This is a genomic window from Maribacter dokdonensis DSW-8 (assembly GCF_001447995.1).
Classification (GTDB): domain Bacteria; phylum Bacteroidota; class Bacteroidia; order Flavobacteriales; family Flavobacteriaceae; genus Maribacter; species Maribacter dokdonensis.
The window spans coordinates 1,706,412-1,720,237 of sequence record NZ_LDPE01000001.1 but is presented as its reverse complement, the minus strand read 5'-3'; the positions used below and the strand labels follow the sequence as shown (position 1 = coordinate 1,720,237).

Here is a 13,826-nt window from a genome sequence, read left to right as displayed (position 1 = left end):
TTAAGATGTTTAATTTAGATATTTTTTTTAAACATCTTATAGTCAGTATGTTTAATTTTTTGTTAATTCGAAAGTTCTCAATTTATCGTTGTTTAAACCTGCAACAACTATCGTCTTTTCGTTGAATTTTAATGATTCCATACTTTTTACATTTCCTCTAAGATACATACCTGTTTTTCCTATGGAGGTGGTAGTATATCCATCTTTTCCGTTGGAAATTAATGCCAAACCGGTTATGGCATCAAGCCTTGGAGTTTCAACCTCTGTTTCATAGATGTTACCAGATAGTACGCAATCTTCAAAACCATCGTTGTTCAGGTCAAACAATAAAATTGCTAAAGTGGGAAATAATTGAGATTCATTAGGTAAGGTAACTTTTTCAAAAGTATTATTTCCTTGGTTCACCAATATTATGGAGTTAAAGTCTGTAGCTTCGCTTGTGTACGCATCTTTAAGTTTTTCTCCATAAATATCCTCCATAGTTGCATGTGCGAAATCATTATAGGTTGAAAATTTTTCTTTGATAAAAGGCATTTGCTGAGATGAACATTCTCTACCTCTAACAGGAACATAAGTTTCATGGTATTTCTTACTTAACACAACGTCGTTTATTCCGTTATTATCAAAATCGGTTGCAAATATTTTAAATGGTTTTTCTTCACTGGCAGTAAACTTTATATTTCTACCTACATTACCTACTATATAATCTTTGTTACCGTCATTGTTAATATCGGTTTCTTTTATTTTAAACCACCATCCTTTAGTATTTAGCACTGAGTTTTCTGATGCTAGACGTTGAAATTTTCCATTTTTGTTCTCAAAAATACCAATTGGCGTCCATTCCCCCACGGCAATAAAATCCTGCCATCCGTCATTGTTGAAGTCTGTTGTGATAATACTATTGATCAGTCCAAAATTCTCTAATTCCGGGGCAATAGTATTTGTAACATTTTTTAAAACACCGTTATCGTTTTCATATAATATGGATGCACTGAATTTTGGATAGTTGTGTGGTATGATTCTATTACCTACTAAAATATCGTTATCGCCATCTTTATCAAAATCCAATATGGTTACAGATTTACCACTTTTTGGAAAAGATTGTAAAATTGGTGTGTCACGTTTTTCAAAATTTCCTTTTCCGTCGTTTATATATAGTCTATCTGCATAATATGAGGAGCTTTCTCCATATTCGTTACCACCACTAACTACATATAGGTCCAGATCGTCATCATTATCAAAATCAAAAAATACGGATTCGGCATCCTCTTTTTCCTTGTCTAATTCAAAAGATTGCTGTGGGTTCTTGACAAAACCATTTTCAGTTTGTAAAAATAAGGTACCTGTTTGCCTAGAGCCTCCACCAACATAAATATCTTCTTTACCATCACCATTGACATCCGCTTTAGCTATAAATGGACCAGTGTTAGACTGTTTGTAGGGTAGTAGAATTTCTTGCTCAAAATCGTCGTATGTTGTTTCTTGGTGACTGTAATTCAAGTTAAAATCAGTAGCGTTTTTTTGAGAAAAAAATGAGTTAAACGCTAGTGAAGATTTCACGTTTGGTACTACTGCTTTATCTTCAGAGAACGTTAAAAATGAGTTGGCTTTTATATTGTATTTGTATGATATTTTTCCACTAAGCCATTCTACCTTAACTGTGTCAATGACGGTTGTTGTACCAATACCAAAATGGGCAGCGTTTTCTTGTGAGGACATGTACCCTCTAACTCTTTTTATCTCATTAAACTGCTGTTTTTCAGCATATGAAATGGTTACTTTGGCAAAAGATTCGGGTGTAGAAGCCGAAGTGGTAACTTTCAAGAAATTGCCTAATTGGTTTTCAACCGTGTTATTTTTGTATACCAACGCTTCTTGGTCAATATTGTTGATCACTAGGTCTAAATCACCGTCGTTGTCAAAATCAGCTTGTGCGGCACCATTGCTAAAGGTAAGTTCATTTAATCCCCACTCAGTACTTACTTCTTGAAATTCTAAGTTTCCGTTATTTTGATACATTAAATTGCTAAGACTTTCAGAAGGCATTTCATTGTAAAGTTGTTGCTTTAAATTAATGGGTATGTTTCCTCTATATTTTATTTTGGCGTTATATACTTTGTTCTGAAAATCATTATCTAATGCATACTTGCGGTAACCGTTGGTAATGAATACATCTTTTGTGCCATCGTTATTATAGTCTGACATTAAAACAGACCAGCTCCAATCAGAGCTCGCCATACCGGTTAATTGTGAGATGTTGGAATAATGGTTTTTACCTTGATTAAGCTGTAAGGAGTTAAACATGTATTGATGTTGAAATCCGGCTGTTTTTGTTAAGAAGTCGAATCTCTCTGTACTCATAGATGCCATAAGGGTTTTAGCCCTAAAATGGTCGTTCGAAGCCATATCTAATACAAATATATCTTGTAAGTTGTCATTGTTGATATCGCCAATGTCCAAGCCCATACCGTAAAATGAAATTTGTTGTGTTAATTGATTGACTTGGTTTGTGAATTTGCCTTTTTGATTATTGATGTATATAGCATCGGGCAGGTAGTAGTCACTTGAAAGGTAAATGTCTAAATAGCCATCGGAATTTATATCGGATACACAAAGACCTAGACCGAATATCGGGTTTTCTAGTCCTATTTCTTTTGTGACATCCACATATTTGCCATTGACATTTTTGTAAAAATGGCTGCTATTGAAATACTTAGATTCTTTGGTGGTATTTACTGTTTTTAATAAGGATATTGGGTCTAAACCATATAATTCATTTTCGTTCATGACTATGCAATCTAAGTCACCGTCGTTGTCAAAATCGAAAAATGCAGTTTGTGTAGAAATTCCAGGATCGTTTAAACCATACTCTGTGGCACTTTCTGTAAATGTTAAGTCTTGGTTATTAATATATAAGAGGTTGTTTCTATTACTTCTATTGTTAGGGCCGCCCTGTGATACATATATATCTTGCCACCCATCATTGTTAATGTCTACGAAAGTAACACCGTTGCACCATTTTTTATTAATGTTGATACCTGCGGTAGAGGAGATGTCTTCAAACTTAAAATTCCCTTTATTTAGATATAATTTATTGTCAACTTGATTGCCGGAAAAGAAAATATCTAATAAACCGTCATTATTAATATCTTCCACGCCTACTCCAGCCCCATTGTAGAAATAATCAAAATTAAAAACGTTTTCATAAGTTTCAACATTCTCAATTAAGTTATTGCTAAAGTCTATAGCACTATGTTCACTGGTAATTTTTTCAAAAATTTTTGTTGTTTCTTTTTTATTAACAGCAATTTCTTTTGAGTTGCTACTTGTTTGTTCAGAGCACGAGTGCATTATTGGGAGTAATGACAAAATTAGAATTTTCGTCATTTTCTTTATTCTATTGAACTCTAATACAAATTTCATAAGGGGAAGTTATATGTTGTTGTAAACAAAATAGCTGCCTTAATTTTTAAATAAGGCAGCTATATTAATGAATGAAATATTATTTAAGACTACCCTCCACAGATATTCAATGTTTGAACACCTACAGCTGGCGTTGGGCCGTCAGAAAGGGCTAATTCTCCAGTTGGCGCAATAATTTCATAAGTAATTTCACCATCCCAGTCCCCCGAAGAAAATGCTAAAGTAAATTCAGCTGTTCCCTCTGGTACTGTAAATGTTTGAGAACCGGCAGCACCACTATCAAGAGTGTAAGATGTTTCAACACCATCAATAACAACATCAATAGAAGCTCCGTTCCATCCATCACCATAACTATCTTCCATTTCAATAGTGTACTCACCTGCAACTGGTGCTGGAGGAATACATTTTATGATAGGTGCATAGAAATAAGGTGCATTAAAGAAAGAACCTGTGATTGTACCTGTACTATCATCATTGGTAAAGGTTCTTCCGTCAGTTAAAGTTAAAATTAAACGGAATTGAATAGCATCTCCACCGTCAAAATCACCTTCAACTAAACCTAGTTGAGAAAGTGCGTTAGCTAAAGTGGTTTCATAACTAGCTCTAGGTAAACCAAATTCACCATCTGTAAAATCTGCAGGTAAGAAAGTTTCAATTAGAATTTCGTCTACAGTGGAATCACCATTAGCTTCAGTATTATCTTCAAAGCTAATATATAGATCTACTTTCTCTAAAAGATCACCATCTTCGTAATCTTGCTCTTCAAATGTAAACCCATAGGTAGTTGAAGTATCAAAACGATCAAAAATACCGTCTGCTTCAATTGTTCTAAGAATTGCACCTCTAGTTGTTTCGTCAAAAACAGTGTCAATAACTTTGTCACCATCATCACATGATGATATTAGTAGCGTAGAAACACCTAGAATAGCGCCTAATATTTTATTGTTTATTTTCATTTTCTTATTTTTTAGTTAGCAGATGGGAATGCTGGTCCGGCTGGATTTGTATCCCAAAATACTTGAGTTGATAAATCTGATTTCTGCGATACATTTGAGTTTGTAATAACCTCTGTCTGAGGATACAAAAATGATCTTGGGAAAGCACCTGGATTTAACTCCCAGTTTGGAGCCAATGTAGTAGGGAAGCCAGTTCTTCTATAATAGTTATATGCTTCAACACCACCACCGTAAAGTGCTATCCAGTATTGTTCAGATAAAATATTCATTTGATCATCTCCTGTTGCCGCTAGGTAATCAGCAACTGTATCTTCAATGTAAGTAGTTACTTCATCATCAGAAGGGGCTACAGATAAATCTGCACCAGAATCCAATGATCCAAAACTTTGAACTTTAGCTATAGACTTGGTCATTGCAGACTCTAAGAAAGTTGCTTTTTCAGCTGCAGATGAAGCCATTTCAGCTTGCCAGAAATCAACATAAGATGCTAAGATGATCGGCTCTATACCGCCACCTCCGCCACCAAGGCCAAGACCTACAACATCAAAGCTGCTATCGTCAAAACGACCTCCTGCAGGGTAAACACCTACAGCCGTTCTTTGGAAACCATCTGGAGGAGTACCTTCATTGTTACCATGAGATCTACCCCAGTATCCGTTAGGTACGGAACAATAGATGAAACCGTCATAATGTGCCGGTGGTGTAGCTAAAGAACAAGCTAATAGCTCTTCATTGGCTGGTTCACCCGCTGCACCAGGAGTAGCGCTTTCTTGACGATAGAAATAATATCTGATTCTAGGATCGTTTCGTACCATCATGTTGTTCATTAACCAATTATTTTGGTAAATGTTTGCACCACTTGTAGTATAATCATTCTGATAATCTGGGTGACGTGTATCTGGTTGTAATTCTCTAGTGCCATATTGCCATTGAAAATCATCTGCAGAATCAGCAATATATTCACCTCCAGCAATTATAGAATTAAATGTACTTGTGTCACCGGTAGTAACAGCCGCTTTTAATCTAATGGTGTTAATTAATTTAATCCAATTTTCAGTATCACCACCGTAAAAGAAATCTTCTCCACCTTGAGTAGCTGGGTCAGCTGCAAATAATGCTTCTGCTTCGCTTAAAAGGGCTAACGCTCCAGTATAAACATCTTGACCGTCATCTAACATAGGAGCAGGGAAATCAACTGGATTGCCAGCTTCGCTCAACGTCGCTTTTCCAAGATAATCAACTAACAATAAAAGCATGTGAGCTTTTAATGTTTGACCTACGGCAATATGGAAAGAGTAATCAATATCACTTTCAGCATCTATAGTTTGCAAGTTGTCAACGTTAGGGAATATACCTAAATCTACAGTTGAGCTATAAACAGCGCCATTACCATCTGTACTACTGTACAAACGTTCCCAGATGTCATCAAACGTATCACCAGGGTATGTATTAAAGTAGTTACGACCAAGCATGTAATCAATTCTAGTTAATTCAGAACCAATATCATTTATTGTATACATGTTAGCAACATACGCTAATTGAATTGAATTCAATAATAGGTTAGGATCTGCTTGATCAGCAGCAAGATCATTAGGGCTAGTCCTAAGATCTAGATCTGTTGTTTCACAAGAGTTGAATAACACTCCAGCTGCAAAAACAACGGTTATATATTTAATTATTTTTTTCATAATATTTCTATTAATTAAGATTAGCAATTTTTAAAAGGTTGCTTTAATACTAACTCCATATCTTCTAGAACTTGGACCGTTGATAAAGTCAAAACCTTGAGAGTTACCAACACCAGCACCTTGAATGTTTGGATCGAAGTTAGCTCCATCTGGTGTGTTGTAAGCATCATACCAAAGGTTAAATCCTTGGGCAGTGATTGTCAATGAACCGAAAGGAGTTCTTTCTAATGCTTTTGCAGGGAAAGTGTATCCTAAAGAAAGTTCTTGTAAACGTACTACAGAAGCATCATAAACTTTTAATTCTGTAGGTCCGAATAAGATGTTGTTGAAGTAGTAAGTAGAGTTATTGATCTGCTTATTGTTTACTTCTCCAGTGCTCTGAGATACACCAGGTAAAATATAAGTGTTCTCTCTATCTAAAGTTTCAGTAATTAAACCTCTACCTAATAATGTACCAATAGTGTTAGAAACTATGTCACCACCTTTAGTATGACTAAATTGAAAACCTAAATTCCAATTCTTGTAAGAAAGAGAGTTTATGATGTTCATAATATAGTCTGGGTTAGGATTACCAATAATTGGAACATTACCATTAGCATCTACCTCTGTAGTTACGTAATCACCACCATCATCAATTAAGAAGTTGCCATCCGCATCTCTTGCAATTGCATCACCTACAATAACACCTAACTGCTCACCTTTAATTGCGGCGTTACCACCAACTGATAAAGTTGAACTACCAGCATAGATAATAATGTCTTGCTCTTGCTCAGTTACTATAAATTTGTTTTTAGTGAAGTTAGCTCTTGTGTTCCAGTTGAAGTTGTCACTTCTTACCCAGTCAACACCTAAATCTATTTCAATACCATCACCTTCTATTTTACCAACGTTACTTTGCGTGAAAGTAAAACCGGTTGAAGGAGAAAGAGGCTCTCTTACGATCAAGTCTTTTGTAGTTCTGTCAAAATATGTGAAATCTAAAGAAACTCTATTGTTAAAGAATTTAGATTCAAATCCTACTTCAAATTCTGATAATAGCTCAGGTTTTAAGTCTGGATTAGCTTTAAAAGCTGCAACTTGGTTGGTTGTAACTTCACCGCCTTCACCATATACTTGCGTATTTTGCTCAACAACACTTACCGTTGGATAAGCAGTTGGGAAAGTCGCAGACTGTCCTAAACCAGCTCTTAATTTCAAGAAGTTAAGACCTTTTTCAGATTTAATACCAGGCCAAGCAGCAGTAGGCAAGAAAGATGCACTAGCACTTGGATATGTTTGACTGTTGTTTTCTGTAGTTAAGTTAGAAACCCAGTCAGTTCTAGTAGATGCTGTAAGGAATAACATGTTGTCGTAGTCCAAAGTAACCTGTCCTAATAAACCAGCAATATTTCTTTTTTCAGAATATTGAATAGGGGATTGGTTAGAGTAGTTAAAATGTCTCTGTATGTCAAATACAATTTGACCTGTACTAGCAACACCCTGCTGATCAAAAGTTGTAGATCTTGTTGTAGCACCTGCGTTGAATGACAAACCTAATTTTTCAGATAAATCATAATTACCGTTAAGGGCTAAGTAGTGATCCCAAATCGTATTATTGTTATCATAGGTATTCAAGAAACCAAATATTGCACTTGTAAATGCAACACCACCCTTATTAGAGTATTGTTCATTTCTTTCGTTATAATAATCTAAACCTGCTCTATAGGTCATGTTTAGGTTATCATTGATGTCATATTGTACAGAAGCATTCCAGAAAACACGTGTTGTTAACTGAGAGTATTTTACGTTATTTTCAGTCCAACGTGGGTTAATGATATCGTTACCATTTCTATAGTATACACTAGAACCATCAATTGGGTTTTGGTAAGGTAATCCTAATAAATCAACACTACGAGGTGTGAAGTAAATGTTTCCAAAAATTGAAAGACCTGTAGTACCATTACCTTCACTCGCTGCAATTGGAGGTGAACTGTAATCTGTTCTAGAGTAGTTCATAGCTCCTGAAACTGTGAATTTATTCGATAATTTAGATCTACCACCTAAAGAAATGTTAGCTCTTGTTAAACCGTTTCCAGGTACAAAAGATTCATCATCTAAGTAACCAAAGTTTGCATTAAAGGTTGTATTTCCATCTTCTGATGCACCGTTAATGTTTACAGAAGTAGAGCTTACAGAACCTGGTTTGAAGTAATCTTCTACAGAATCGTAAGGTTTCCAGTCATATCTTGTTCCTTGTAATTCAGGAAAAGCTTCACGAGTAGCAGCAACTGCAGTACTACTATAAGGGTGCTCTAAAGTACCATTTTCGTCAATCGCAGATTGTCTTCCCCAACCTGAAAGGCCGCTTTCTTCAAAACTTGGCCCCCAGTTACTGAAGAACCATCCAAATGCTTGATCAAAACCATTACCATATTCATCTTGATAGTCAGGTAAAGAAGCAAACTCATTAACAAAGTAAGATTGGTTTACTGTGATTTCAGTTTTCTTTTTACCACCTACAGAAGAACCTGCCTTAGTGGTAATCAAAATAACACCATTTTTACCTTGTGAACCATAAAGTGTTGCTGCCGCAAGACCTTTTAATACCTCAATTTTTGCAATGTTGTTTGGGTCTAAATCTAAAAATCTTGAAGAACCAGTGTTACCGGTTAAGAAGTTAGAACCACCACCATTTGTGTCTTGTGCATTAGTATCACTACTAAATGGTACACCATCAACAACAAAAAGGGCCTGGTTACTTCCACTAAAGGAGCTTAATCCCCTAACAACAACATTCGTTGCAGAACCAGACATACCACCAGCGGAAGTAATCTGTACACCAGATGCTTTACCTGATAATACACGGGCAACATCACCTTCAGCACGTGATTCCAAATCTTCTTCGTCTACAGATGATACTGCGAAACCTAAAGCTTTCTTCTCACGCTTAATACCTTGAGCGGTTACAACTACTTCTTCCAGCGCTTGTGCATCTTCTTCCATTTGCACATTTACTGTACTGCCAGCACCAACCGATTTTCTAACGGCTTTCTGACCAATGTAAGTAAATAATAATGTTTCGCCTTGTGAGGCCATAATGGAATAGTTACCATCGAAATCTGTTTGAGTACCTGTTGTGGTGCCTTCAACTACAATGTTAACCCCGGGCAAAGGAAGCCCTCCCTGATCAGTAACCGTACCGGATACTGTTTTTTGCTGTGCAAAAGAAATATGCACAACTAACGCCAATAGTAGCGTTAACAATCCATTTAGTTTTGTTCTCATTTTTAAATTATTTGAATTAGCTAGCGACAAACTTCACAATAATGTGTTAATAATGCAAGATAATTTTAATAAAACTTTAAGAACTTGTTATAAAATTCGGAGTTACATATTAAACACGATCCATATTTAAAGTTATATAATTCAACACCGTTTTTTTTATCATATTCATAATTCTTCAGAAAAAGTCTAAAAAACCTGCATTTAATTTAAAGTGAAAATTGTATGGGTTTTTACTTGAAGTTTTTAAAATATTAAGACAGTTTTAACCAATGAATTTTGTGTTGATTTCTGTTGAATTGAAAAAAAATAAAAATAAATTCATAATGATTTGAATTTTACCGAAATATGACTACATTTGCCGACCCTTAAAGTAGGGGTAATTTTTATATATTATTATAGTATGCCAACAATATCACAATTAGTACGAATAGGAAGAGAGACGATTACTAAGAAGAGTAAATCGGCTGCTTTGGATTCGTGTCCTCAGAGAAGAGGTGTTTGTACGCGTGTTTATACTACCACGCCAAAGAAACCAAATTCAGCTATGAGAAAAGTAGCAAGGGTTAGGTTGACCAATGGTAAGGAAGTAAATGCTTACATACCTGGTGAGGGTCACAATTTGCAAGAGCACTCGATAGTATTAGTAAGAGGCGGAAGAGTTAAGGATTTACCAGGAGTTAGGTATCATATTGTACGTGGTGCATTGGACACAGCAGGTGTGGCCGGTAGAACACAACGTAGATCTAAATATGGTGCAAAACGCCCTAAGAAGTAATTAAACTTGTTTAAAACGAAGTAATGAGAAAAAGACAGGCAAAGAAAAGACCACTTTTACCAGATCCAAGATTTAATGATCAGTTGGTGACGCGTTTCGTCAATATGATGATGTGGGATGGTAAGAAATCAGTTGCTTTTGGTGTTTTTTACGATGCAATAGATATCGTAGATGCTAAAAAGACCGATGAAGAAAAAACAGCTTTAGAGCTTTGGAAGGATGCATTAAGTAATGTTATGCCCCATGTTGAGGTGAGAAGTAGAAGAGTTGGTGGTGCAACATTTCAAATTCCAATGCAGATTAGACCGGACCGTAAGATATCAACTGCTATGAAATGGTTGATTAGTTATGCAAGAAAGCGTAATGAGAAAGGTATGGCGCAAAAGCTAGCTGGAGAAATTTTAGCGGCGGCAAAAGAAGAAGGTGCTGCTGTTAAGAAAAGAGTCGATACGCACAAGATGGCTGAGGCAAACAAAGCATTTTCGCACTTTAGATTCTAAATAGACATGGCAAGAGATTTAAAATTTACAAGAAATATTGGTATTGCAGCTCATATTGATGCTGGAAAAACTACTACTACAGAACGTATTCTTTTTTATACGGGTGTTAGTCATAAGATAGGTGAGGTACATGATGGTGCTGCAACTATGGACTGGATGGAGCAGGAACAAGAAAGAGGTATTACAATTACTTCTGCTGCAACAACCTGTACATGGAAGTTTCCATTGGAAAATGCCAAGGAATTGGCTGATACCAAAGATTATCACTTTAATATTATTGATACTCCAGGACACGTTGATTTTACCGTTGAGGTAAATCGTTCTTTACGTGTGTTGGATGGTTTGGTTTTCCTTTTTAGTGCTGTTGATGGTGTTGAGCCTCAATCAGAGACTAACTGGAGATTGGCAGATAATTACAAAGTTCCAAGAATTGGTTTTGTAAACAAAATGGACCGTCAGGGTTCTAACTTCCTTATGGTTTGTAAGCAAGTTAAGGAAATGTTGGGTTCAAATGCAGTTCCTATTGTTTTGCCAATTGGAGAAGAGGCTGATTTTAAAGGAATTGTAGATTTAGCAAAGAATAGGGCTATTGTTTGGCATGATGACAACTTTGGTTCTACTTTCGATGTTATTGATATTCCTGAAGATATGAAAGCAGAGGTTAAGGAGTATAGAGCTGCCTTGATTGAAGCTGTTGCTGAGTATGATGAGGAGTTAATGGAGAAATTCTTCGAGGATGAAGATTCTATTACTGAAGAAGAAGTACATGCTGCTTTAAGAGCTGCTGTTATGGATCGTGCAATTATACCTATGATCTGTGGTTCTTCATTTAAGAATAAAGGTGTTCAGTTTTTGTTGGATGCGGTATGTAGATATTTGCCTTCTCCTGTAGATAAGGATGATATTGCTGGTACTAATCCGGATACTGGGGTTGTTGAAAAGCGTAAGCCAAGTGTAAAGGAGCCTTTTTCTGCACTTGCATTTAAAATTGCTACCGATCCTTTTGTGGGTAGATTGGCGTTTTTTAGAACATATTCAGGTCGTCTAGATGCTGGTTCGTATATATTGAATAATAGATCAGGTAAGAAAGAGCGTATCTCTCGTATTTACCAGATGCATTCCAATAAGCAAAATGCTATCGATTTTATCGAAGCGGGAGATATTGGAGCGGCTGTAGGTTTTAAGGATATTAAAACCGGTGATACAATGTCAGATGAGAAGCATCCTATTGTTTTGGAGAGTATGGACTTCCCAGAGCCTGTAATCGGTATTGCTGTGGAGCCTAAAACTAAGGCGGATGTTGATAAGTTAGGCATGGCTTTGGCTAAATTGGCTGAAGAGGATCCAACTTTCCAGGTTAAGACGGACGAAGCTTCAGGTCAAACTATTATATCTGGTATGGGTGAGCTTCACTTGGATATTATTGTTGACCGTTTAAGAAGAGAGTTTAAGGTAGAGGTTAGTCAAGGTGAGCCTCAAGTTGAATATAAAGAAGCGTTAACAAAAACCGCTGCACATAGAGAAACTTATAAAAAGCAATCTGGTGGTCGTGGTAAGTTTGGTGATATTGTATTTGAAATGGGACCTGCTGATGATGATTTCGAAGGTGATGGTTTACAGTTTGTTGATGAAATTAAAGGTGGTCGTATTCCTAAAGAATTCATACCATCTGTAGAGAAAGGTTTCCAGATTGCTATGCAAAATGGTCCTTTAGCTGGATATGAAATGGATTCAATGAAAGTTGTACTTAAGGATGGTTCTTTCCACCCTGTGGATTCAGATGCACTTTCGTTTGAATTGGCTGCTAAAATGGGTTACAAAGCTGCTGGTAAAGCTGCCGGTGCTGTAATTATGGAGCCTATAATGAAATTGGAAGTTATTACTCCTGAAGAAAATATGGGTGATATCGTTGGAGATTTGAATAGACGTAGAGGTACTATTGGCGATATGAGTGATAGAGCTGGAGCAAAAGTGGTTAAAGGAACTGTTCCTTTATCTGAAATGTTCGGTTATGTTACTTCATTGAGAACTTTATCTTCAGGTCGTGCAACTTCAACAATGGAATTTTCACATTATGCGGAAACTCCTTCTAATATCTCGGAGGAAGTTATTAAAGCAGCAAAAGGTATAACAGCATAAATTTAGGACATGAGTCAGAAAATTAGAATAAAACTAAAATCTTACGATCATAATTTGGTGGACAAATCTGCTGAGAAGATTGTAAAAACGGTAAAGACTACCGGTGCTGTTGTAACAGGACCAATTCCTTTACCAACGCATAAAAAGATATTTACGGTTTTACGTTCACCTCACGTGAACAAAAAATCTAGAGAGCAATTCCAATTAAGTTCTTACAAGAGATTGTTGGATATTTATAGCTCTTCATCTAAGACTATTGATGCACTTATGAAGTTAGAGCTTCCAAGTGGTGTTGAGGTTGAGATTAAGGTATAATCACCGTCCATCTCTTTTATAGAGTTGGGCTACATGTCCTAAGCTGCGTGCGAGGGAAAAACGGATAAAAATAATTTAGGGTTAAATTATTTTGACCCTATTTTTTTGAAAAGAATTTAATAAGTAATAATTAATATAAATAAGTATGTCTGGGTTAATAGGAAAGAAAGTAGGCATGACTAGTATTTTTGACGAGAACGGAAAGAACATTCCTTGTACCGTTATTGAGGCTGGACCATGTGTAGTTACCCAAGTCAGAACCGAAGAGGTAGACGGGTATAGTGCCCTTCAACTTGGTTTCGATGACAAGGCAGAAAATCGTGCTAATAAGGCTGAATTAGGCCATTTTAAAAAAGCAGGTGCTTCTCCTAAGAAAAAAGTCGTTGAGTTTCAAGATTTTGAAGGTGATTTTAAATTAGGTGACACCGTTGGTGTTGATGTTTTTGCTGAAGGACAGTTCGTAGATGTTATAGGTACATCTAAAGGTAAGGGTTTTCAGGGTGTTGTAAAACGTCACGGTTTTGGTGGTGTTGGTCAAGCAACGCACGGTCAGCATAACAGACTTAGAGCTCCAGGTTCTATTGGTGCTGCATCATATCCCGCAAGAGTATTCAAGGGTATGAAAATGGCCGGTAGAATGGGTACGGATCGTGTTACGGTTCAAAACCTTAGAGTTTTAAAAGTAGTTCCAGAAAAGAATCTTTTAGTAGTTAAAGGTTGTGTTCCGGGCCATAAGAATGCTTATGTAACTATACAAAGGTAGATG

General features: G+C 36.3%; 9 protein-coding genes. 5 read left to right on the top strand and 4 right to left on the bottom strand.

Going from position 1 to position 13,826, the window contains the following annotated elements:
• Nucleotides 1-51: 51 nt before the first annotated feature.
• The 4 genes from I600_RS07550 to I600_RS07535 form a co-directional block, all read right to left on the bottom strand.
• Nucleotides 52-3,423: a VCBS repeat-containing protein gene (locus tag I600_RS07550; protein ID WP_082642909.1), complete on the bottom strand. Its 3,372-nt coding sequence runs from the start codon at nucleotides 3,421-3,423 to the stop codon at nucleotides 52-54.
• 89 nt (nucleotides 3,424-3,512) lie between these two features.
• Nucleotides 3,513-4,379: a hypothetical protein gene (locus I600_RS07545; protein ID WP_058103834.1), complete on the bottom strand. Its 867-nt coding sequence runs from the start codon at nucleotides 4,377-4,379 to the stop codon at nucleotides 3,513-3,515.
• An 11-nt stretch (nucleotides 4,380-4,390) separates the two neighbouring features.
• A complete protein-coding gene (locus I600_RS07540) occupies nucleotides 4,391-6,067 on the bottom strand; it encodes a SusD/RagB family nutrient-binding outer membrane lipoprotein (protein ID WP_058103833.1) in 1,677 nt (558 codons plus the stop codon).
• A gap of 30 nt (nucleotides 6,068-6,097) precedes the next feature.
• Entirely contained in the window at nucleotides 6,098-9,331 is a 3,234-nt protein-coding gene (locus I600_RS07535) for a SusC/RagA family TonB-linked outer membrane protein (protein ID WP_058103832.1), read from the bottom strand.
• Nucleotides 9,332-9,731: 400 nt separating this feature from the next.
• Between I600_RS07535 and rpsL the strand changes: the two genes are divergently transcribed.
• From rpsL to rplC, 5 genes are all read left to right on the top strand, one after another.
• Nucleotides 9,732-10,106, top strand: a complete 375-nt coding sequence (gene rpsL / locus I600_RS07530) for a 30S ribosomal protein S12 (protein WP_036152127.1) — start codon at nucleotides 9,732-9,734, stop codon at nucleotides 10,104-10,106.
• Nucleotides 10,107-10,129: 23 nt separating this feature from the next.
• Nucleotides 10,130-10,606, top strand: coding sequence for a 30S ribosomal protein S7 (gene rpsG, locus I600_RS07525; protein WP_027064831.1), 477 nt, complete (start codon nucleotides 10,130-10,132; stop codon nucleotides 10,604-10,606).
• A 6-nt stretch (nucleotides 10,607-10,612) separates the two neighbouring features.
• Nucleotides 10,613-12,745: an elongation factor G gene (gene fusA, locus I600_RS07520; protein ID WP_058103831.1), complete on the top strand. Its 2,133-nt coding sequence runs from the start codon at nucleotides 10,613-10,615 to the stop codon at nucleotides 12,743-12,745.
• 9 nt (nucleotides 12,746-12,754) lie between these two features.
• A complete protein-coding gene (gene rpsJ, locus I600_RS07515) occupies nucleotides 12,755-13,060 on the top strand; it encodes a 30S ribosomal protein S10 (protein WP_007094989.1) in 306 nt (101 codons plus the stop codon).
• Nucleotides 13,061-13,205: 145 nt separating this feature from the next.
• Nucleotides 13,206-13,823, top strand: a complete 618-nt coding sequence (gene rplC / locus I600_RS07510; RefSeq protein WP_058103830.1) for a 50S ribosomal protein L3 — start codon at nucleotides 13,206-13,208, stop codon at nucleotides 13,821-13,823.
• Nucleotides 13,824-13,826 lie beyond the last annotated feature (3 nt).